The sequence below is a fragment of the Leifsonia poae genome (genome assembly GCF_020009625.1).
In the GTDB taxonomy this organism is placed as follows: domain Bacteria; phylum Actinomycetota; class Actinomycetes; order Actinomycetales; family Microbacteriaceae; genus Leifsonia; species Leifsonia poae_A.
The window spans coordinates 588,744-610,848 of sequence record NZ_JAIHLP010000002.1 but is presented as its reverse complement, the minus strand read 5'-3'; the positions used below and the strand labels follow the sequence as shown (position 1 = coordinate 610,848).

Below are 22,105 nucleotides of genomic sequence, written 5' to 3'. Positions count from 1 at the left end.
ATGCCGAAGAGAGACGACATCAAGTCCGTCCTGGTCATCGGCTCCGGGCCGATCGTCATCGGTCAGGCGTGTGAGTTCGACTACTCGGGCACGCAGGCCTGCCGCGTGCTGCGTGAGGAGGGCGTCCGCGTCATCCTGGTGAACTCGAACCCGGCCACGATCATGACCGACCCCGACTTCGCCGACGCCACCTACGTCGAGCCGATCACCTGGCAGGTCATCGAGACGATCATCGCCAAGGAGAAGCCGGATGCGATCCTGCCGACCCTGGGCGGTCAGACCGCGCTCAACGCGGCCATCGAGCTGCACGAGCACGGCATCCTCGAGAAGTACGGCGTCGAGCTGATCGGAGCCAAGTTCGAGGCGATCCAGAAGGGCGAGGACCGTCAGATCTTCAAGGAGCTGGTGATCGAGGCCGGCGCCGAGGTCGCGCGCTCGCACATCGCGCACACCGTCGAGGAGGCCGTCGGCTTCGCCGAAGACCTCGGCTACCCGCTCGTGGTGCGCCCGTCCTTCACGATGGGCGGACTGGGCTCCGGTTTCGCCTACACGGAGACCGAGCTGCGCCGGATCGTCGGGGACGGCATCCACCAGAGCCCGACCAGCGAGGTGCTCCTGGAGGAGTCCATCCTCGGCTGGAAGGAGTACGAGCTCGAGCTCATGCGCGACACCGCCGACAACACGGTGGTCGTCTGCTCGATCGAGAACGTCGACCCGGTCGGAGTGCACACCGGCGACTCGATCACGGTCGCCCCGGCACTCACGCTGACCGACCGCGAGTACCAGAAGCTGCGCGACATCGGCATCGACATCATCCGCGCCGTCGGCGTGGACACCGGCGGCTGCAACATCCAGTTCGCCGTCGACCCGGCCGACGGCCGCATCATCGTGATCGAGATGAACCCGCGCGTCTCGCGCTCCTCCGCCCTCGCGTCGAAGGCCACCGGCTTCCCGATCGCGAAGATCGCGGCGAAACTGGCCATCGGCTACCGGCTCGACGAGATCCCCAACGACATCACGAAGGTCACGCCGGCGAGCTTCGAGCCGACGCTCGACTACGTGGTCGTCAAGGTGCCGAGGTTCGCGTTCGAGAAGTTCCCGGCCGCCGACCCGACCCTCACCACCACCATGAAGTCGGTCGGCGAGGCGATGGCGATCGGCCGCAGCTTCTCGAGCGCCCTGCAGAAAGCTCTGCGGTCGCTGGAGAAGCGCGGCTCGTCCTTCCACTGGAGCCCGGTGAATCCCGATGAGTCCGCGGCCACCGTCGAGGCGCTGCTGGCATCGATCCGCATCCCCACCGACGGCCGAATCGTCGACGTGCAGCAGGCCCTGCGCCTCGGCGCGACGTCCGAGCAGGTGTTCGAGGCGACCAAGATCGACCCCTGGTTCATCGACCAGATCGTGCTCATCAACGAGGTCGCCGAGCAGATCAGGAACGCCGAGACCCTCGACACCGACACGCTGCGCTACGCCAAGGACCACGGCTTCTCGGATGCGCAGATCGGCCAGCTGCGCGGCTTCGGAGAGAACGATGTGCGCGAGATCCGGCACATCCTGGACGTCCGCCCGGTCTACAAGACGGTCGACACCTGCGCGGGCGAGTTCCCCGCCCTCACGCCGTACCACTACTCGAGCTACGACCTCGAGACCGAGGTGCGGCCGAGCGACCGGCGCAAGGTCGTCATCCTGGGCTCCGGTCCGAACCGCATCGGGCAGGGCGTCGAGTTCGACTACTCCTGTGTGCACGCCTCGTTCGCGCTGCACGACGCCGGGTTCGAGACGATCATGATCAACTGCAACCCCGAGACGGTCTCGACCGACTACGACACGAGCGACCGGCTCTACTTCGAACCGCTCACCCTCGAAGACGTGCTGGAGGTCATCCACGCCGAGAGTCAGAGCGGCGAGCTCGTCGGCGTCGTCGTTCAGCTCGGCGGACAGACCGCGCTCGGCCTCGCGAAGGGCCTGGAGGCGGCGGGCGTCCCCATCCTCGGCACCACGCCCGAGGCGATCGACCTGGCGGAGGAGCGCGGCCTGTTCGCGGAGATCCTCGAGAACGCCGGGTTGCTCGCCCCGCGCAACGGCACCGCGCACGACTACCCGGGCGCCGTTCAGGTGGCCGAGCAGATCGGGTACCCGGTGCTGGTGCGCCCCAGCTATGTGCTCGGCGGTCGCGGCATGGAGATCGTCTACGACAGCCCCTCGCTCGCCGACTACTTCGAGCGCGTGGCCGGTCAGGGCATCGTCGGGCAGTCGCATCCGCTGCTCGTCGACCGCTTCCTCGACGACGCGATCGAGATCGACGTCGACGCCCTCTACGACGGCGAGCAGCTCTACATCGGCGGTGTGATGGAGCACATCGAGGAGGCCGGAATCCACTCCGGCGACTCGAGTTGCACACTGCCCCCGATCACACTCGGGCGACGCGAGATCGACCGGGTGCGGGACGCGACACTCAAGATCGCCGAAGGCGTCGGCGTGCGCGGACTGCTCAATGTGCAGTTCGCCATCGGCGCGGGCGTGCTCTACGTGCTCGAGGCGAACCCGCGGGCGTCGCGCACGGTTCCGTTCGTCTCGAAGGCCCTGGGCATCCCCCTGGCGAAAGCCGCTTCGCGCATCATGGTGGGCGAGTCGATCGCCGATCTGATCGAGTCGGGGCTCCTCCCGGCCCAGGACGGCTCGGTCATCCCGATGGATTCTCCGGTCGCCGTGAAGGAGGCCGTGTTGCCGTTCAAACGGTTCCGCACCAAGGAGGGAACGGTCGTCGACTCGGTTCTCGGCCCGGAGATGCGGTCGACCGGTGAGGTCATGGGCATCGACAAGGACTTCCCGCGGGCGTTCGCCAAGAGCCAGGCCGCCGCGTACGGCGGCATGCCGCTCGGCGGCACGGCGTTCGTCTCGGTCTCCGACCGCGACAAGCGCTCGATCGTGCTTCCTGTGCTGCGCCTGCAGCAGCTGGGCTTCTCGATCCTTGCGACCGAGGGAACCGCCGAGGTGCTCAACCGCAACGGGATCACGGCAAGCGTCGTCCGCAAGTTCAGCGAGACCGAGAGCGAGGCGCCGTCGATCGTCGATCTGATCAACCGGAACGAGGTCGACGTCGTGATCAACACGCCGAGCGGCCGGTCGGCGCGCGCGGACGGCTACGAGATCCGCGCGGCGGCGGTCGCAGGGGACAAGCCCCTCTTCACGACCATCGCCGAGCTGAGTGCGGCCGTCGCCTCTATCGACGCGATCCGTGAGGGCTTCGACGTGAGGTCGCTGCAGCAGTACGCGCTCGATCGGGCCGCCCGCGCATGAACGCCGCTCCCGCTGCATTCGGCGATCGGCTGGCCTCGGTCTTCGAACACCAGGGGCGGCTCTGTGTCGGGATCGACCCGCACGCGCACCTGCTGGAGAGCTGGGGCCTGCCGGATTCGGCCTCCGGTGTGCGCGAGTTCGGCCTGGTGGTCGTCGCCGCGGCAGTGGGGCGCGCTGGGATCGTCAAACCACAGATCGCCTTCTTCGAGCGGTACGGCTCCGCCGGGTATGCCGCGCTGGAGGACGTGCTCGCCGCGGCCCGGGAGGCGGGCCTGCTGGTGATCGCGGATGCGAAACGCGGCGATATCGGAACGAGCGTCACGGCGTACGCCGAAGCCTGGCTCACCCCCGGTGCGCCGCTCGAAGTCGATGCCATGACGATCTCCGCCTTCCTCGGTGCCGGATCCCTCGATGAGCCCATGCGGCTCGCCGAGCACGCCGGAAAGGGTCTGTTCGTGCTGGCGGCGACCTCGAATCCGGAGGCACGGACGATGCAGCAGGCCCGGGTCGCCGACGGCCCCCGTGCCGGCGAGACCGTCGCGCGTGCGATCATCGAAGACGTGAGTTCTTTCAACCAGGCGCAGCCGGCACACGCGTTCGGGTCGATCGGCCTGGTGCTGGGCGCCACGCTCGACCTTCCGGCTTTCGGAATCGACACCACCGGCGTGCCGACCCGGAACGCCGCCCCGGTGCTGGCTCCCGGGTTCGGACACCAGGGCGCCGCGGTCGGAGATGTCGCGCGACTGTTCGGTTCGCTGGCCGGCGGTGTCGTCGTGAGCGAGTCGCGCGGGCTGCTGACGGCGGGACCGAACGGTCTCGCCGCCGCGATCGAGGTTCGAGCGGCCGAGGTTCGGAGCGTCGATGTCTGAGGCCGGTTCAGCGCGCCCGGCCCCGCCGGAGGTCGACCGCGCCGCCGCGTCCCAGGCGGCTGTCGCGGCCCGGCGTGCCCGCGCCGCTGTGAAAGCGTCGATCGCCTCCCACGAAGTCTCACCGCTGACAGTGCTCGACCGGGCGACGGCCGAACCTGACGGCGTCGAAGGACGCTTGCGCGTCACCGAGTTCCTGTTGAGCGTTCCCGCCATCGGGACGACGAAGATGCAGGACGCCCTCGGGCGGCTGGCGATCTCGCCGGCGAAACGACTCGGGGGTCTCGGCCGCCACCAGCGGCTGCGGCTGCGGGAGTTCCTGATCGAGCGCGAGTCGCGCAGCGGGAAGCAGAAGAACCAGCTCGTCGTGCTTGCCGGCCCGACCGCGGTCGGCAAGGGAACCGTCTCGACCCACATCCGCGAGAACTATCCGGATGTTCTGCTGTCGGTCTCGGCGACCACCCGCGCTCCCCGCCCCGGCGAGGTCGACGGCGTCAACTACTACTTCGTCGACGACGCCGAGTTCGACCGGATGATCGCCGATGGCGAAATGCTCGAGTACGCCACAGTGCACAACGCCTATCGCTACGGCACGCCGCGCGCCCCGATCGAGCGAGCGCTCGAAGCGGGCAAAAGTGTTCTGCTCGAGATCGACCTGCAGGGCGCGCGGAGCGTCCGCGCAGCGATGCCCGAGGCCCGTCTCATCTTCCTGCTGCCGCCCACCTGGGAGGAGCTGGTGCGCCGACTCATCGGCCGAGGCACCGAGGAACCGGCCGAGCAGCAGCGCCGGCTGGAGACAGCGAAGGTCGAATTGGCCGCCCAGGACGAGTTCGATCACCGCGTCGTGAACACCGACGTGGCCGAGGCCGCGCGCGAGGTCGTAGACTTGATGAAGATCCGCGCGGCGCCGTCGCGCCCGTAAACCGTCGTCCCGCGTCTTCTCGAAGGCGCAGTCGTCACCGCGATGACCATCATTGAGCCGATCCGGCAAGGAGCACTACAACCATGGCACTCAGCAACAAAGGCATCATCGACCCGCCCATCGACGACGTTCTCGCGAAGGTCGAGTCCAAGTACGCCCTGGTGATCTTCGCCTCCAAGCGCGCCCGGCAGATCAACGACTACTACGCCGACCTCCACGAGGGAAGCCTGTTCGACAACGTCGGACCGCTCGTCGACTCCTCGGTCGACGACAAGCCGCTCTCCGTGGCGCTGCACGAGATCAACGAGGACAAGCTCATCATCAAGCCGATCGTCGAGTAACAGCCTCCGCACCAGCAACGAGAACGAGCAGTCGCCGCGTCCGGCAGGGGACCGGCTTTCGAGGGGATGCCGCCGTGAGCGCACGATTGACCATTGTCGTCGGAGTGACCGGCGGCATCGCTGCATACAAGGCGGTCGGCGTGATCCGCTCGCTCGTGCTCGAAGGCCACACGGTTCATGTCGTCGCCACGGAGGCCGCCCTGCGTTTCGTCGGGCGGCCCACTCTGGAGGCGATCAGCCGTAACCCCGTGGCGACCGATCTCTATGAGGGCGTCGCCGAGGTACGGCATGTCGCGCTCGGCCAGTCCGCCGACCTCATCGTGATCGCCCCCGCGACCGCGAACACGATCGCCAAATTGGCGGCCGGTCTCGCCGACGACCTACTCGGCAACACCGTGCTGGCCAGCACGGCCCCGCTCGTGATCGCGCCGGCGATGCACACCGAGATGTGGGGGAACGCGGCGACCGTCGCGAACATCGCCACCCTGCGCGGCCGGGGCGTCACGGTCGTCGGTCCGGCGAGCGGTCAGCTCACCGGCAAAGACTCCGGCCCTGGACGTATGGAAGAGCCCGCGACGATCGTGCGCGAGGCGCTGGCAGCGGTCGGCGAGCATCCGCGGGCTACGCCGGTCGCCACGCCGACCGCGAAAGACGGGGTGATCGCCGACGCCGTGGCCGATGTGGTCGTGCTGTCGGAGCGTCGGCGGGCCAACGAGGCGGCACGCCGTCCGCGGGGCGGCGACGATCTCGCCGGCAAGCGGGTGGTCGTCACAGCCGGCGGCACCCGGGAGCCGCTCGACCCGGTGCGCTTTCTCGGCAACCGGTCGAGTGGCCGCCAGGGTGTCGCGCTCGCCCAGGCGGCCCGCGCGCGGGGCGCACAGGTGACGCTCGTCGCGGCGCACCTCGAGGTAGAGGCCCCCGAGGGCGTCGACGTCGTCTCTGTGCAGACCGCCCTCGACCTGCAGAACGCCGTCACCGAGGCGGCCGTCGGCGCCGACATCGTCGTGATGACCGCGGCCGTCGCCGACTACCGGCCGGTCGAGGTGCGCGAGTCGAAGATCAAGAAGACGGAGTCGGGGGAGCGCTTCACTCTCGAACTCGTGGCCAACCCCGACATCCTCGCCGGTCTGTCGTCCGGCGCGCACGAGGGGCAGGTCATCGTGGGGTTCGCGGCGGAGACCGAGCCAGACCCGTCGTCGCTCATCGAGCTGGGTCGTACCAAGCTCGCGAGCAAGGGATGCGATTTCCTCGTGCTGAACCAGGTGGGGTGGACCCAGGGCTTCGCAACGGACAGTAACGAGGTCGTCGTGCTCCGACGGGGCGGAGATATAGTGATGGAGGCCTCGGGAAGCAAGCTGTCGGTGGCCGATCGTATTCTCGACGTCATCGTCTAACGAACCACGGGCCGCGCGCCCGCTGAGGAGAACCATGGCCGATCTGCGCCTCTTCACGTCCGAGTCCGTCACCGAAGGCCATCCCGACAAAATCTGCGACCAGATCTCCGACAGCATCCTGGATGCGCTGCTCACGGTCGACCCGCACAGCCGCGTCGCCGTCGAGACACTCGTCACCACCGGGCTCGTGCACGTGGCGGGTGAGGTGACGACGAAGGGCTACGTCGAGATCCCGGCGCTCGTCCGCGAGAAGATCGTGGACATCGGCTACAACTCGTCCGAGGTGAGCTTCGACGGCACCCAATGCGGTGTCTCGGTCTCCATCGGCGCGCAGTCGCCCGATATCGCGCAGGGCGTGGACAATGCGCTGGAGACCCGGTCCGAGCAGAGTTCGGATGATTTCGACCGTCAGGGCGCGGGCGACCAAGGGATCATGTTCGGCTACGCCACCACGGAGACGCCGCAGCTGATGCCGCTGCCGATCTGGTTGGCGCACCGGCTGGCCGAGCGTCTGGCAGCCGTGCGCAAAGACGGTACGCTCGACTACCTCCGTCCCGACGGCAAGACCCAGGTGACGATCGGATACGAGGGCTCCGTTCCGAAGTCGGTGGAGACCGTCGTGCTCTCCACGCAGCACGCGCCTAGCGTCTCCAATGAGACCCTCCAGGCCGAGGTGATCGAGGAGGTCATCGCGCCTGTCCTCCACGCCGCCGGGCTGGAGTCCTCCCACGTCCGCACGCTCATCAACCCGACCGGACGGTTCGAGATCGGCGGGCCGAAGGGCGATGCCGGTCTCACCGGCCGCAAGATCATCGTCGACACCTACGGTGGCGCCAGCCGCCACGGCGGTGGGGCCTTCTCGGGCAAGGACCCGTCGAAGGTCGACAGGTCTGCCGCGTACGCGATGCGCTGGGTGGCGAAGAACGCCGTCGCCGCCGGGTTCGCCGACCGTCTCGAGGTGCAGATCGCCTACGCCATCGGCAAGGCGGCGCCCGTGGGCCTCTACGTCGAGACGTTCGGCACGGGGCACGTTCCGGACGAGCGGATCATCGCGGCCATCCGCGAGGTGTTCGATCTGCGACCGGCCGCGCTCATCCAGTCGCTCGACCTGTTGCGCCCCATCTACGCCACGACCGCGACCTACGGCCACTTCGGCCGTGAACTCCCCGACTTCACGTGGGAGCGCCTCGACCGCGTCGACGACCTGCGGTCGGCCGCGAGGCTGTAGCGATGGCGGCGGCCGGCCGGGTCGCCCGCATCGTCATTGATTCGGCGCTCCCGCAGCTCGATCATTTCTTCGACTACCTGGTTCCGGATGACCTCGCCGAGCTCGCCCGGCCCGGCGTGCGCGTCAAGGTGCCGTTGCGCAGTGCCGGGCGGATCGCCGACGGCTACCTCGTGGAGATCGTGGCAAGCGGCGAGGGCGATGGCGCCGGCGGAGCGTTCGACGGGAAGCTGAGTCCGCTCGAGGCCGTCGTCTCCCCGGTTCCCGTGCTCGCACCGGAGGTGTGGGCGCTCGCCCGTCGTGTCGCCGACCGCTGCGCCGGCACCGCGAACGACATCCTTCGTCTTGCGGTGCCGGGGCGCCAAGTGCGGGTGGAGAAGGCCTGGCTCGCCGGCAGGGGGAGGCTCCGCCGAGCCCGGCGACGATCGCCGAACCGTCCGTGCGCGGCTACGGGGAGCGACGCCTGGAACAGTTGGTGGCCGACGGTGGCCGCTTGGCGGTGCGGGCGATCCCTCGGCTGGCCGAGCTGCCCGATGGAACATGGGTGGGGGAGTGGGCCGTCACTTTGGCGACGCTGGCGACCGGATGCTGGGCTCGCGGAGAATCGGCCATCGTCGCCGTGCCCGACTATCGCGACCTCGATCAGCTCGCGGTCGCCCTCGCCGCGATCGCGCCGGCCGAAGCGGTGGTCCGCATCGATGCGGCGCAGTCGAACCCGGATCGTTACCGGGCCTTCCTCGCCGCGTTGAGCGGTGCCCGCATCGTCATCGGCAACCGGTCGGCGGTTTACGCGCCGGCCGAGCGGCTCGGGATGATCGCGGTGTGGAGCGACGGAGACCCGCTGTACGCCGAGCCGCTCAGCCCGTATGTGCACACCCGGGATGCGGCGCTCGTGCGGCAGGAGCTGCAGGGCTGCGCCCTCGTCTTCGCCGGGCTGACCAGAAGCGTCGAGGTCCAGCGCCTCGTCGACATCGGTTGGATGCACGATGTGGCGCCCGACCGGGCGGTGCTCCCGAAGGTCGTGCTCACGGCCAATCAGCCGGCGGCCGAGAGTGCGGCGCGGGCAGCGCGCATCCCTTCGACGGCGTGGCAAGCGGCGCGGTCGGCGCTCCTCGGTGAGGGCGGGACCACGCCCGGCCCCGTGCTGATCCAGGTGGCGCGCCCGGGATACGCTCCAGTGCTCGCCTGCGCGAGCTGCGGTCAGGCGGCCCGCTGCAACCGCTGCGAGGGGCCGCTCGGCCAGACGCGCGCCGGTGCGACGCCGTCGTGCGGGTGGTGCGGTGCGCTCGCGACCGACTGGCGGTGCGAGCACTGCGAGCACACGAAGTTCCGCATGATCACGGTGGGGTCGGGGCGCACGGCGGAGGAGCTGGGCCGGGCGTTTCCAGGGGTTCGGGTGATCGTGGCCGACGGTGAGCATCCGGTGCAGCGGGTGGAGGCCGCGCCCGCGATCGTCGTGGCGACCCGCGGCGCCGAGCCGATCGCTGCCGGCGGCTATCGGGCCGTGCTGCTGCTCGACGGGGAGCGGATGCTCGCTCGCGAGACCCTGCGGGTGGCCGAGGACTGCCTGCGCTGGTGGTCTAACGCGGCCGCGTTGGCGGCACCGGGCGCTCCCACCCTCCTGGTCGGGGTGACCGGTGCGCTCGCCCGTGACTTCGCAACCGGGCGGTTCGTCGAGTTCGCCCGCGGCGAGCTGGCCGGGCGACGGGAGTTGCGGTTTCCTCCGGCGGTGCGCCTCGCCTCGCTCTCGGGTGCGGCCGAGGTGGTCGGCGAGGCGGCGGCGGCGGTTGATCCGGCGCTCCTGATCGATGTGCTCGGCCCGGCGCCGGTGGGCGAAGGTCAGGTTCGCACCATCCTGCGGTTCGAGTACTCCCGCGGCCAGGAGGTCGCGACCGCGGTGCGTGCCGCCGCCGTGCGGAACGCGACGAAACGCCGGCGCGCGCCGGCGGGCAAGACCGGCTTCCGGCCGGCGCCGACGCTCCGGGTGCGCTTCGACGACCCCGAGATCCTCTGACGCCGCGACGGTGTTCGTGCCGAACCGCGCGAACGCCTCAGGCAGAGGCGAGCTGTGTGCCGGATGCCTCGGCGGATAAAATCAGTCCCAGCACCTCAGAACCGAAAGAACCTTCATGCGCCTCGTCTTCGCCGGCACCCCCGCGGTCGCCGTTCCCGCTCTGCGCGAGCTCGCCACCCGGCACGAGGTGGTCGCCGTGATCACCCGCCGGGATGCGGAGCTCGGCCGCAAGCGGATCGTCACACCCTCGCCGGTCGCCTCGGCGGCGGCCGAACTCGGCATCGAGACTATCAAGGCGAATCGCCTCGACGACGCGGTGACGCAGCGGATCGCTGAACTCGAGGTGCAGTTGGGTGCGATCGTCGCCTATGGCGGTCTGGTGCGTGAACCGCTGCTCTCGACGCCGAGGCTCGGCTGGGTGAACCTGCATTTCTCGCTGCTTCCGCGTTGGCGAGGGGCCGCGCCCGTTCAGCACGCCGTGATCGCCGGTGACGCGGAGACCGGGGCCGCCGTGTTCCAGCTCGTTCCCGAGTTGGACGCCGGCGCAGTATTCGCCGAGCTGCGCCGACCGATCGGCGCTACGGAGACGGCGGGCGATCTCCTCGAAGCGCTCTCGGTCTCCGGTGCTGTGCTGCTGGCCGACACGGTGGATGCCCTCGCCGTGGGAACGGCGGTCGCGGTGCCGCAGACAGGGGAGCCGACGCTCGCCCCCAAGCTCGCGCTGGCGGATGCGCATCTGGACTTCTCGCGGAGTGCGGCTGCCGTCTTCGCCCGCCTGCGCGGTGTGACGCCGGAACCGGGGGCGTTCGCCCTCGTCGGGGACGACCGCCTGAAGATCCATGCCGCGCGCCCGGCGGCGGGCGAGCCCATCCCACCGGGCGAGGTGGTCCTGCGCGAGAAGCGCGTACTCGTCGGAACGGCGACCGATCCACTCGAACTCGTAACGGTGCAACCGGCCGGCAAGCGCGCGATGCCGGCCGCCGATTGGTGGCGCGGCGTCGCCGATGAAGGGGTGGTGCTCTCATGAAGGAGAATCCGGCGCATGTCCAGCCGGCCAGGCGGGTCGCCTTCGAGGTGATCGCCGCTGTGCGGGAATCGGACGCGTACGCGAACCTACTGCTGCCCACACGCATCGCGCGGGCCGGGCTCTCCTCGGCCGACGCCGGTCTCGCCACCGAGCTCACCTACGGCACGCTGCGGATGCAGGGATACTACGATCGCGTGATCGCCGTCGCCGCCGGCCGTGGCACCGACCGCATCGACCCACCGATCCTGGATGTGCTGCGGCTCGGCACGCACCAGCTTCTCTCGACCCGGGTCGCCGCCCACGCGGCGGTCAACGAGTCGGTGGCGCTCGCCCGTTCGGTGGGGTCGCGCTCGGCTACCGGGTTCACGAACGGCGTCCTGCGCGAGATCGGGCGGCACAGCGCCGAGGAGTGGCGGCTGCGCGTGCTCGCGGATGCGAAGAACCGCGACGAGGAACTCTCCGCCCTCACCTCCCACCCGACCTGGATCGTTCGGGCGTTCCGCCGGGCGCTGGCGGCGGAGGGCCGCGAGGCCGAGCTCGACGAGCTGCTGGCGGCCGACAACCAGGCCCCGAAGGTCAATCTCATCGCCCTGCCCGGTCTGGCTGAAGCACCGGAAGGCTCGACTCCCGATCGGTTCTCACCGGTCGGTTTCACCGGCGGTGGGGGAGACCCGCAGCGGCTCGTCGAGGCGAACGACGGCCGGGTTCGCGTGCAGGACGAAGGGTCGCAGCTGGCGGCTCTCGCGCTGAGCCGGGCGCGTCCTGTCACCGCGGGCGAGGTCTGGCTCGACCTCTGCGCCGGGCCCGGTGGCAAGTCGGCCCTGTTGGGTGCTGAGGCGTTGGGCGGGGGAGCGACGCTGATCGCGAACGAGGTGATCCCGGCGCGGGCCGACCTCGTGCGCCGCGCGCTCGCCGGTCTGCCCGAAGCCGTGGAGGTGTGGGAGCGCGACGGCACGACCGTCGGCGACACCGATCCGGAGTGCTTCGACCGCATCCTGCTCGACGCTCCGTGCACCGGACTCGGTGCCCTGCGGCGGCGTCCCGAAGCCCGCTGGCGCAAAACCCCGCGGGATGTGGCGGAGCTCACCGTGCTGCAGGCGCAGCTTCTCGATGCCGCGATCGCCGCGCTGAAGCCCGGCGGCGTGCTCGCCTATGTCACCTGCTCGCCGCATATCGCCGAGACGCGGGGGATCGTCGCGGATGCGCTGGAGCGCCATCGTGATGCGCTCGCCCCGCTGGCGACCGCGGAGGTCGTGCAGGGTCTCGCCGTCGAGCGTCTCGACCTGGCCGGGGATCCCACGCAGGTGCAGCTCTGGCCGCACCGCCATGGAACCGACGGGATGTTCATCGCCCTGCTGACCAAAAAGTAGGCTGGGGCCATGCCCGCACGGATCAACCCCAGCATTCTCGCCGCCGACTTCGTCAACATGGAGCGCGACCTCGGCCGCATCGCGTCGGCCGACCTCGTGCACGTCGACGTGATGGACAACCATTTCGTGCCGAACCTCACCTTCGGCCCGCAGATGGTGGAGCGCATCCAGGCCGTGTCGGCGATCCCGCTCGACGTGCACCTGATGATCGACGACCCGGATCACTGGGCGCTCGGCTATGCCGAGTTGGGGGCGTATTCGGTCACCTTCCACGCCGAGGCCGCAGCCGACCCCGTGCGTCTCGCGCGGCGTCTTCGCGCCCTTGGGGCGCGCGCCGGGATCGCCCTCAAGCCCGGAACCCCGGCCGACGACTATCTGGAGCTGCTCGCGGAGTTCGATCAGGTTCTCGTGATGACGGTCGAGCCCGGGTTCGGCGGCCAGTCGTTCCGGGCCGAGACGATGCCCAAGCTGGCGCAGTTGCGCGCCGCCGTGGATGCCGCCGGTGTGGATGTCTGGCTCCAGGTCGACGGTGGCGTCACCGAGGAGACGATCGTCATCGCGGCGGAGAACGGCGCGGACACCTTCGTCGCCGGGTCCGCCGTCTTCCGCGCCGACGACCCCGCCGCGCAGATCGCCCTCTTGCGCGAGAGCGCCTCCGCCCACCGGCACTGAGCCCGTCGCCCCGGCACGTGCGCACGGAGGGGTGCCGGAGTCAGTAGGCTGGAGGGGTGAAAACCTTCGACGACCTCTTCGCCGAGCTCAGCGAGAAGGCCGCCACCCGCCCGGAGGGTTCCGGAACGGTGCGCGAGCTGGATGCGGGCGTGCACGCCATCGGAAAGAAGATCGTAGAGGAGGCCGCCGAGGTCTGGATGGCTGCCGAGTACCAGTCCGACACGGAGACGGCAGAGGAGATCTCGCAGCTGCTCTACCACCTCCAGGTGCTCCTGCTGGCCAAAGGCCTCACCCCGGCCGACGTGTACCGACATCTGTGACGGGCGTCCGCGCGATGCCGATCCCGTCCTGATCCTCCGACGTACACGAAAGACCATCCCATGCTGAAAATCGCCGTCCCCAACAAGGGTTCCCTCTCCGAGACAGCGGCGCAGATGCTGTCCGAGGCCGGTTACCACGGCCGACGCGACCCGAAAGAGCTGATCGTCTCCGATCCGCGCAACGGCGTCGAGTTCTTCTACCTGCGTCCCCGCGACATCGCCACCTATGTGGGGTCGGGTGCGCTCGACGTCGGCATCACCGGCCGCGACCTGCTGCTCGACTCCGGCTCGTCGGCGGGCGAGATCGCCTCACTCGACTTCGCGGCATCCACCTTCCGCTTCGCCGGGCCGACCGGCACATTCTCTGAACTGACCGAGCTCCACGGCAAACGTGTCGCCACGAGCTATCCGGGTCTCGTGGGCGGGTTCCTCGCCGAGCACGGCATCGACTCGACCCTGGTCAAGCTCGACGGCGCGGTCGAGTCGGCGGTGCGGCTCGGGGTCGCGGATGCCGTGGCCGACGTCGTCGAGACTGGCACCACCCTGCGCAAGCAGGGCCTGGATATCTTCGGCCCGGTCATTCTGGAGTCGGAGGCCGTGCTCATCGCCTCCGCCGCGCCGGCGCCGGGCGTCGACACGCTACTGCGTCGTTTGCAGGGGGTGATGGTCGCACGCCAGTACGTCCTCATCGACTACAACCTGCCCGTGGCCCTGCTCGACGCGGCCGTCGCCCTCACCCCGGGCGTCGAATCGCCGACCGTCTCGCCACTGGGCGAGCCCGGCTGGGTCGCTGTGCGGGTGATGATCCAGCGCGATCAGACCAACCACATCATGGACGCGCTGTACGAGCTCGGTGCTCGAGCGATCCTGGTCACGTCGATCCACGCGGCGCGCATCTGATGAGCGTCGCGGTCAGGGTCATCCCGTGTCTGGACGTGGCTGACGGCCGCGTGGTCAAGGGTGTGAACTTCCAGAACCTGCGCGACGCGGGCGACCCGGTCGAACTGGCCCGGTCGTACTACGAGCAGGGCGCCGATGAGCTCACCTTTTTGGATGTGACGGCGACGGTCGACAACCGCGCCACCACCTACGACGTGGTGCGCGCCACCGCCGAACAGGTCTTCATCCCGCTCACCGTCGGTGGGGGCGTGCGCAGCACGGACGACGTGGCGCGCCTGCTCGCCAGTGGCGCGGACAAGGTCGGCGTCAACTCCGCCGCGATCGCGCGGCCCGCCCTCGTCGCCGAGATCGCGGACCGCTTCGGCGCGCAGGTGCTCGTGTTGTCGCTCGACGTGAAGCGGTCGGCGACCACCGCATCCGGTTTCGTCGTCACGACCCACGGCGGACGCACCGAGACCACCATCGATGCTCTCGACTGGGCCGCTGAGGCGATCCGGCTGGGGGCCGGCGAACTGCTGGTGAACTCGATCGACGCCGACGGGACCAAAGAGGGGTTCGACACCGAGCTCATCCGGCTCATGCGCGCGATCAGCTCGGTTCCCGTGATCGCCTCCGGCGGTGCGGGCAAAGTCACCGACTTCGTTCCGGCCATCGAGGCCGGCGCCGACGCGGTGCTGGCCGCGAGCGTTTTCCATTCGGGCGAGATGACCATCGGCGATGTCAAGAAGGAGCTCGCTCAGGCGGGCCTGGAGGTCAGATCATGACGAAAGACGGCGCGGTGCTTGATCCCGCCATCCTCGAACGCACCCGCTTCAACTCGGACGGTCTGGTGCCGGCGATCATCCAGCAATGGGACACCCGCGAGGTGCTCATGCTCGGCTGGATGGATGCGGAGGCGCTGCGCCGAACGCTCACCGAAGGGCGAGTGACCTTCTGGTCGCGGTCGCGTCAGGAGTATTGGCGCAAGGGCGACACCTCCGGCCACGCCCAATACGTCAAGGGCGCCGCCCTCGACTGCGACGGCGATACGCTGCTGGTGACCGTCGAGCAGATCGGCGCCGCCTGTCACACCGGAACCCGCACCTGCTTCGACGCCGACCAGCTCTCGCCGACCGTCGGCGAAACACCCGATTCGGAGGCCCCGTGATCACCGCCACCGTCGCCGGTTCCACCGGCCGAGACGGTTTCCGCGCGCTCCTGTCCGACCACCGTGTCGTCCCTGTCGTGCGCGAGCTCTTCGCCGACGGCGAGACGCCGGTCGGCATCTACCGCAAGCTCGCGGCCGGTCGCCCCGGCACATTCTTGCTGGAGTCGGCGGAGCAGGGCGGCATTTGGTCGCGCTTCTCATTCGTCGGTGTCTCGTCGTTCGGCGTGCTCACCCAGGTGGGGGATGCGGTGCGCTGGCTCGACTACGGCATCCCGGCCGAGCGCGCGATCGGCGCCGCAGGGGAGCTGCCACCGCTGGAGGCGCTCGCGGCGCTGTACGCCCGCTGGCAGACACCGCGGATCGAGGGCCTGCCGCCGCTGACGGGCGGGCTCGTCGGGTTCATCGGCTGGGAGGCCATCCGCCAGATCGAACGATTGCCGCACCAACCGCCGGCCGATTTCGACGTTCCCGGACAGGCCCTCGCCTTCTGCGCCGACCTCGTGGTGATCGACCACCGTTTCGGCACGGTCAAGCTCATCGCGAATGTGCTCAACGATGGCGTGGACGACGAGGACGCGCTCTGGGCCGCCGCCCAGAGCCGGCTCGACGCCATGCAAGAGGGACTCGCGCGGCCGTCGGAGGCCTGGCTCGCCGAAGTCGATCTCGACACGCCCGCCGAGCCGACCTCGCGAACCCGTAAAGAGGACTTCCTGGCGGCGGTCGTCACGGCCAAAGAGCGGATCGTCGACGGCGACATCTTCCAGGTCGTCATCTCCCAGCGGTTCGAGCTGGAGTGCTCCGCGCATCCGCTCGATGTCTACCGCGTCCTCCGCAGCCTGAACCCGAGCCCCTACATGTACCTGCTCGCGCTGGAGAGACCGGACGGAGGCGAGTACTCGATCGTCGGATCGTCCCCCGAGGCGCTGGTGAAAGTTCAGCACGGCCGCGCGTTCACGCATCCGATCGCGGGCTCGAAGCCGCGCGGGTCGTCGCCGGAGGAGGATCTCGAGCTCGAGACCAGCCTGCTCGGGGATGAGAAGGAGCGCGCCGAGCACCTGATGCTCGTCGATCTGGCCCGCAACGACCTGCTGAAGGTGTGCGAGGCCGGGTCCGTCGAGGTCACCGAGTTCATGCGCGTCGAGCGGTTCAGCCACATCATGCACATCGTCTCGTCGGTGGAGGGCGACCTGCTTCCGACGGCGTCGGCGATCGACGTCTTCCGTGCCACCTTCCCGGCCGGCACTCTCTCGGGTGCCCCGAAGCCCCGGGCGTTGGAGATCATCGACGAACTCGAGCCCGCCCAGCGCGGCGTGTACGGAGGCGTGATCGGCTACTTCGACTTCGCTGGGGATGCGGATCTCGCGATCGCCATCCGCACCGCCACCATCATGGATGGCGTGGCACGGGTGCAGGCCGGTGGCGGCCTCGTGGCCGACTCGGTGCCGGAGAGCGAGTTCCAGGAGTCGCAGAACAAGGCGGCGGCGCCCCTGCGTGCGGTCGCAGTCGCCAATGCGATGAGACGGGTGCGCGGTGACGGACGCGACTGAGAACGAAGACGAGGCGCAGCCGGAACGGCGTGTGTCCCGCCGGGCGAAGTATGTGACGCTGCTGATCCTGCTCGTCGGCAGCGGTCTGACGCTGCTCTCCTCGACGCAGACCTGGTTCTCCGCGCAATTGACCGCGGTGGCCGATCACGCCAGTTCGATCACCGTGCAGGGTTCCGCGGCCGCCCCCGCGCTCACGGCGCTGTCGCTGGCCGGCCTGGCGCTGGCGGCCGCGCTGGCCATCGCCGGCCCGGTGTTCCGGATCGTGCTGTCGCTGCTCGGCCTTCTGCTCGGGGTCAGCGTGCTGATCTCGTCGTTCAGCGCTATCGGCGACGCCGTGGGAGCGAGCTCGGCGGCGATCACGACGGCCACCGGCGTCGCGGGGTCGAAGTCCGTCGCGGCGCTCGTGATCAGCATCCACACCGACATCTGGCCCGCATTCGCCGTCGCCGGCGGGATCGCACTCGTGCTTGCGAGCGCGGCCGTCATCGTCACGTCGCGACTCTGGCCCGGCCCGTCGCGGCGGTACCAGACCCGCCTCGAAGATGCGAACGGCACAGGCGTGAACGAGCTGTTCGATGCGGACACCGCCGTCGAAGCCACCGACGACGCCGAGGCGCGTGCCGCAGCGGAGGCCGCCGAACACGGCGTCGCCCCCGCCGAGCCAGCGACCCTCGACCGGGACTCGGCCATCGACAGCTGGGACGACCTCAGCCGTGGAGAAGACCCGACCCGCTGACCGGCGCCGGCGTCGCGGCACGAGCGGCACGGCGCACTCGCTAGACTTGATTCGAAGCCCACCGAACCACCGTGCCGGCCGCAGCCGCTGTGCACCTCACGAGCAGGAGTCCCATGAGCACCGAGTCAGTCGAGCCAGGCCACGGTCACTCGCCGGCGGCGTGGACGGCCGTCATCATCATGCTGGTCGCTTTCACCATCGGCACGGTCGCGTTTTTCTACGACGCCCCGATCGTGGTGTGGGCGGCCACCGGGCTCGCCATCGTCGGTCTCATCGTCGGCTGGATCATGAAGCGGGCCGGCTACGGCGTCGGCGGGGCCAAGTACCAGCCGAAGGGCCACTGACGCGTGCTCGCCGACCTCGTCGCCGGCGCTCTGGAAGACGCTGAGCGGCGGAGAGCCGAGCGACCGCTCGCCGCAGTTGAGGCCGCTGCGGTCGATCGCGCGCCCGCACTCGACGCTCTGACCGCTCTCGCGCCGGCCGAACGGGTCAAGATCATCGCCGAGGTGAAGCGCGCGAGCCCCTCGCGTGGTGCACTCGCCGAGATCGCCGATCCGGCCGCCCTCGCCGTCTCGTACGAGACCGGCGGGGCCAGTGCGATCAGTGTGCTCACCGAGGAGCGTCGATTCCGTGGCTCGCTCGCCGACCTGGAGTCGGTGCGCGCCGCTGTGTCGATCCCGGTGCTCCGCAAGGAGTTCATCGCCGACCCGTATCAAGTGTTCGAAGCCCGCGCCGCCGGTGCCGACCTCGTGCTGCTGATCGTCGCCGCCCTCGACCAGAAGACGCTGGTGTCGCTGCACGAGCTCATCACCTCCCTCGGCATGACCGCCCTGGTGGAGGCGCACACCGCCGACGAGCTCGGCCGTGCCCTCGACACGGGCGCCGGCCTCGTGGGCGTGAACGCCCGCAACCTCTCCACATTCGAGCTGGATCGGGACCTGTTCGGCACCCTCGCCGACAGCATTCCCTCCGGCGTCATCCGCGTGGCGGAGTCGGCCGTGAAGACCGCCGCCGATGTCGCGCACTATCGGGCGGCCGGCGCCGACGTCGTTCTCGTGGGCGAGGCCCTCGTCACGAGCGACCCCCTCGCCACGCTCGAAGAATTCCTGGTGGTCTGATGTCCGTTCCTCCCGACCCGTCCCTCCGCGCCCAGACCGGGCCGTATTTCGGCGAGTTCGGTGGCCGGTTCGTTCCTGAGTCGCTGGTCGCCGCCCTGGACGAGCTCTCGGTCGCCTGGGAAGCCGCCAAGGTCGACCCGGCCTACATCGCCGAGCTCGACGAGCTGAACCGCACATACACCGGTCGTCCGTCGCTGATCACCGAGGTGCCGCGTTTCGCTGCCCATGCCGGCGGCGCGCGCATCATCCTCAAACGCGAAGACCTCAACCACACCGGCTCGCACAAGATCAACAATGTGCTCGGGCAGGCCATCCTGACCAAGCGCATCGGCAAGACCCGCGTGATCGCGGAGACCGGCGCCGGCCAGCACGGCGTGGCCACCGCCACCGCAGCGGCGTTGTTCGGGCTCGAGTGCACCATCTACATGGGTGAGGTCGACACCGAACGCCAGGCTCTCAACGTGGCGCGGATGCGGTTACTCGGCGCCGAAGTGGTCGCGGTCAAGACAGGCTCACGCACCCTCAAAGACGCCATCAACGACGCGATGCGCGACTGGGTCACCAACGTCGCGAACACCAACTACATCTTCGGAACGGTCGCCGGACCGCATCCGTTCCCCGCGATGGTGCGCGACCTGCAGAAGATCATCGGCGAGGAGGCGCGCCAGCAGGTCCTCGACCTCACCGGGCGGCTCCCCGATGCGGTGGTCGCCTGCGTCGGCGGCGGCTCGAATGCCATGGGCATCTTCCACGCCTTCCTCGACGACGAAGACGTGCGTCTGATCGGCTACGAGGCCGGCGGCGAGGGCGCGGAGACCCCGCGCCATGCCGCCACCATCACCAAGGGTCGCCCCGGTGTCCTCCACGGTGCCCGCAGCATGCTTCTGCAGGATGAGGACGGCCAGACCATCGAGTCGCACTCGATCTCGGCCGGGCTCGACTATCCGGGCGTCGGCCCCGAGCACGCCTGGCTGGCGAGCATCGGTCGTGCGCAGTACGAGCCGATCTCCGACGCCGAGGCGATGGATGCGCTCCGCCTACTCAGCCGCACCGAGGGCATCATTCCCGCCATCGAGTCGTCGCACGCCCTGGCCGGCGCCCTCAAACTGGGTGCGGAGCTCGGGCCGGACGCCCTGATCCTGGTCAACCTGAGCGGTCGTGGCGACAAAGACATGGAGACCGCGGGTCGGTACTTCAACCTGATCGACGAAGGAGCGATGCAGTCGTGAGCGGCACATCCAGCGGGAGCCGGGTGGCCGCCACCATCGCGCGGCGCAACATCGAGGCGGACGGCGCCTTCATCGGCTACCTGCCGGCGGGATTCCCCGACCTGCAGACCAGCATCGACGCCGCGATCGCCATCGCGCAGAACGGCGTCGACGTCATCGAACTCGGTTTGCCGTACTCCGATCCCGTGATGGACGGAACGGTCATCCAGGCCGCCACCCAGCGGGCGCTGTCCAACGGTTTCCGGCTCCGCGACGGCTTCACTGCCGTGCGAGAGATCACGGCGAGTGTGGACGTCCCGGTGCTCGTGATGACGTACTGGAACCCTGTGCTGCAGTACGGGGTCGACCGTTTCGCCGACGATCTCGTCGCGGCAGGGGGAGCCGGGCTGATCACGCCCGACCTCATCCCCGACGAGGGTGCGGCCTGGCTGGCGGCCTCCGAGCGCTCCGGCCTCGACCGGGTGTTCCTGGCGGCTCCGTCGTCGACCGAAGCGCGTCTGCGCCAGGTCGTCGAGGCGAGCCGTGGGTTCGTCTACGCCGTCTCGACGATGGGCATCACCGGGGCGCGGAGCGACGTCGACGCCGCCGCTCGCTCCCTCGTGGCGCGTCTGCGCGAGGCGGGCGCGGAGAGCGCCTGCGTCGGCGTCGGCATCTCCACGGCTGATCAGGTGGCCGAGATCCTCGGCTACGCCGACGGCGCGATCGTCGGCTCCGCCCTCGTGAAGGCCCTCGCCGACGGCGGCGTCGAGCGCGTCGCCCAGGTCGCGGCCGAGCTGGCTCAGGGAACCGCGAAAGCGAAATAGACTATGGTGGCCGCGCGCCGAGTTTCGCGCGGCTTCCCCAACTTGAAAGGTGAGTCATCGGGTGTTTGCGACGATGAGCAGCTGGTACGCGAGCATTCCCAGCCCCGGACCGGAGTGGCAACAGATCACGTTGCCGTTCTGGCCTTACCGGATCACCACGTACGCCCTCATCATCCTGGTGGGCATCATCGTCGCGGCCATCTGGACGTCGCGGCGGCTCAGCAAGCGCGGCGGGGAGCCCGGTGTCGTCCTCGACATCATCCTCTGGGCCGTGCCGCTCGGCATCGTCGGAGCGCGGCTCTACCACGTGTTCACACACCCGGCCGACTACTTCTACTCGGGTGCCGACCTGTGGAACGTGTTCGCCATCTGGGACGGCGGAAACGCCATCTTCGGCTCACTGATCGGCGGCGCGATCGGTGCGTACATCGGCTGCCGCTGGTCGGGCATCCGTTTCTGGTCGTTCGCGGACACCCTCGCCCCCGCCCTGCTCTTCGCCCAAGCGATCGGCCGGCTCGGCAACTACTTCAACCAGGAGCTCTTCGGCCTTCCCACGAACCTGCCGTGGGGCCTGCAGATCGACTCGGCCAACAAGGCGATCCCGGTGGGCCTTCCTGCCGACACACTGTTCCAGCCGCTGTTCCTCTACGAGATCATCTGGAACGTCATCGGCATCGTCGTCATCCTCTGGCTCGAGCGCAAGTTCAGCCTCCGCTGGGGCAAGACGTTCGCCGTCTACCTCATCTGGTACGGCCTCGGCCGCTCCTACCTGGAGTCGATCCGCATCGACCCGAGCGAGTTCTCGTTCCTCGGCATCCCGAGCAATGTGTGGGCCGCGTTCGCGGCGGTCGTGCTCGGCATCGTGCTCTTCATCGTGCAGACACGGCGGCACCCCGGTCTCGAGCCGAGCGTGTACGTTCCCGGCCGTCAGTGGGTGCGCCCGGAAGATGACGAAGACCTGGCTGATGCTGAGGTAGACTCTGACGACACCGACTCGGATGACGAGGCTCGTGGCGAGGATGCCGACGAACCGACCGGGTCGAACGCAGCCAAAGCCACAAGCTGAGTCGGCTCGAACACCACCTGTCGAGGACACCCGCACCCACCCCGACCGTACCGTCTCCCCGGGCCGCACTCAGCCCGCGGTGAGCGGCGGAACCCCTTCCCCAGCACC

20 protein-coding genes and 1 pseudogene are annotated in these 22,105 nt (G+C 69.3%); all 21 read left to right on the top strand.

The genetic code is table 11. The features are described from left to right. The 21 genes and pseudogenes from carB to lgt all read left to right on the top strand — a co-directional run bounded on the left by carB (position 1) and on the right by lgt (position 21,997). Positions 1-3,300: a carbamoyl-phosphate synthase large subunit gene (gene carB / locus K5L49_RS03615; protein WP_223690650.1), complete on the top strand. Its 3,300-nt coding sequence runs from the start codon at positions 1-3 to the stop codon at positions 3,298-3,300. Then, entirely contained in the window at positions 3,297-4,169 is an 873-nt protein-coding gene (gene pyrF / locus K5L49_RS03610; protein WP_223690649.1) for an orotidine-5'-phosphate decarboxylase, read from the top strand. The genes carB and pyrF overlap by 4 nt, the downstream gene beginning before the upstream one ends. Next, positions 4,162-5,088 (top strand): guanylate kinase, encoded by a 927-nt coding sequence (gmk, locus tag K5L49_RS03605; protein ID WP_223690648.1) that lies wholly within the window; start codon positions 4,162-4,164, stop codon positions 5,086-5,088. The genes pyrF and gmk overlap by 8 nt, the downstream gene beginning before the upstream one ends. An 83-nt stretch (positions 5,089-5,171) precedes the next feature. Then, the gene (gene rpoZ, locus K5L49_RS03600; RefSeq protein WP_223690647.1) at positions 5,172-5,429 is read left to right on the top strand and encodes a DNA-directed RNA polymerase subunit omega; all 258 of its coding nucleotides are present in this window, start codon (positions 5,172-5,174) and stop codon (positions 5,427-5,429) included. 86 nt (positions 5,430-5,515) lie between these two features. Then, entirely contained in the window at positions 5,516-6,823 is a 1,308-nt protein-coding gene (locus tag K5L49_RS03595) for a bifunctional phosphopantothenoylcysteine decarboxylase/phosphopantothenate synthase (RefSeq protein WP_223695231.1), read from the top strand. A 34-nt stretch (positions 6,824-6,857) separates the two neighbouring features. Then, the gene (gene metK / locus K5L49_RS03590) at positions 6,858-8,051 is read left to right on the top strand and encodes a methionine adenosyltransferase (protein ID WP_223690646.1); all 1,194 of its coding nucleotides are present in this window, start codon (positions 6,858-6,860) and stop codon (positions 8,049-8,051) included. 2 nt (positions 8,052-8,053) lie between these two features. After that, positions 8,054-10,062 (top strand): annotated as a pseudogene (locus K5L49_RS03585) (primosomal protein N'). A gap of 115 nt (positions 10,063-10,177) precedes the next feature. Next, on the top strand, positions 10,178-11,089 hold the full coding sequence (fmt, locus tag K5L49_RS03580; protein ID WP_223690645.1) for a methionyl-tRNA formyltransferase: 912 nt from the start codon (positions 10,178-10,180) through the stop codon (positions 11,087-11,089). After that, positions 11,086-12,459 carry an RsmB/NOP family class I SAM-dependent RNA methyltransferase gene (locus tag K5L49_RS03575; RefSeq protein WP_223690644.1) on the top strand — a complete coding sequence of 458 codons (1,374 nt, stop codon included), beginning with the start codon at positions 11,086-11,088 and terminating at the stop codon, positions 12,457-12,459. The genes fmt and K5L49_RS03575 overlap by 4 nt, the downstream gene beginning before the upstream one ends. 9 nt (positions 12,460-12,468) lie before the next feature. Further along, entirely contained in the window at positions 12,469-13,131 is a 663-nt protein-coding gene (gene rpe / locus K5L49_RS03570; RefSeq protein ID WP_223690643.1) for a ribulose-phosphate 3-epimerase, read from the top strand. Between the two features lie 56 nt (positions 13,132-13,187). Then, positions 13,188-13,451 (top strand): phosphoribosyl-ATP diphosphatase, encoded by a 264-nt coding sequence (locus K5L49_RS03565; protein ID WP_223690642.1) that lies wholly within the window; start codon positions 13,188-13,190, stop codon positions 13,449-13,451. A gap of 60 nt (positions 13,452-13,511) precedes the next feature. After that, positions 13,512-14,351 carry an ATP phosphoribosyltransferase gene (gene hisG, locus K5L49_RS03560; protein ID WP_223690641.1) on the top strand — a complete coding sequence of 280 codons (840 nt, stop codon included), beginning with the start codon at positions 13,512-13,514 and terminating at the stop codon, positions 14,349-14,351. Continuing rightward, positions 14,351-15,115: an imidazole glycerol phosphate synthase subunit HisF gene (gene hisF, locus K5L49_RS03555; protein ID WP_223690640.1), complete on the top strand. Its 765-nt coding sequence runs from the start codon at positions 14,351-14,353 to the stop codon at positions 15,113-15,115. The genes hisG and hisF overlap by 1 nt, the downstream gene beginning before the upstream one ends. Continuing rightward, positions 15,112-15,498: a phosphoribosyl-AMP cyclohydrolase gene (gene hisI / locus K5L49_RS03550; RefSeq protein ID WP_223690639.1), complete on the top strand. Its 387-nt coding sequence runs from the start codon at positions 15,112-15,114 to the stop codon at positions 15,496-15,498. The genes hisF and hisI overlap by 4 nt, the downstream gene beginning before the upstream one ends. After that, entirely contained in the window at positions 15,498-17,045 is a 1,548-nt protein-coding gene (locus K5L49_RS03545; protein WP_223695230.1) for an anthranilate synthase component I, read from the top strand. The genes hisI and K5L49_RS03545 overlap by 1 nt, the downstream gene beginning before the upstream one ends. Beyond that, positions 17,029-17,781: a Trp biosynthesis-associated membrane protein gene (locus K5L49_RS03540; RefSeq protein WP_223690638.1), complete on the top strand. Its 753-nt coding sequence runs from the start codon at positions 17,029-17,031 to the stop codon at positions 17,779-17,781. Before K5L49_RS03545 ends, K5L49_RS03540 begins: the two co-directional genes overlap by 17 nt. 113 nt (positions 17,782-17,894) lie before the next feature. Further along, entirely contained in the window at positions 17,895-18,125 is a 231-nt protein-coding gene (locus K5L49_RS03535) for a DUF6704 family protein (protein WP_223690637.1), read from the top strand. Positions 18,126-18,128: 3 nt separating this feature from the next. Further along, positions 18,129-18,899 carry an indole-3-glycerol phosphate synthase TrpC gene (gene trpC / locus K5L49_RS03530; RefSeq protein ID WP_223690636.1) on the top strand — a complete coding sequence of 257 codons (771 nt, stop codon included), beginning with the start codon at positions 18,129-18,131 and terminating at the stop codon, positions 18,897-18,899. Then, entirely contained in the window at positions 18,899-20,128 is a 1,230-nt protein-coding gene (gene trpB, locus K5L49_RS03525) for a tryptophan synthase subunit beta (RefSeq protein WP_223690635.1), read from the top strand. The genes trpC and trpB overlap by 1 nt, the downstream gene beginning before the upstream one ends. Then, the gene (trpA, locus tag K5L49_RS03520) at positions 20,125-20,931 is read left to right on the top strand and encodes a tryptophan synthase subunit alpha (protein WP_223690634.1); all 807 of its coding nucleotides are present in this window, start codon (positions 20,125-20,127) and stop codon (positions 20,929-20,931) included. The genes trpB and trpA overlap by 4 nt, the downstream gene beginning before the upstream one ends. 73 nt (positions 20,932-21,004) lie before the next feature. Further along, positions 21,005-21,997, top strand: a complete 993-nt coding sequence (gene lgt, locus K5L49_RS03515) for a prolipoprotein diacylglyceryl transferase (RefSeq protein ID WP_223690633.1) — start codon at positions 21,005-21,007, stop codon at positions 21,995-21,997. Positions 21,998-22,105 lie beyond the last annotated feature (108 nt).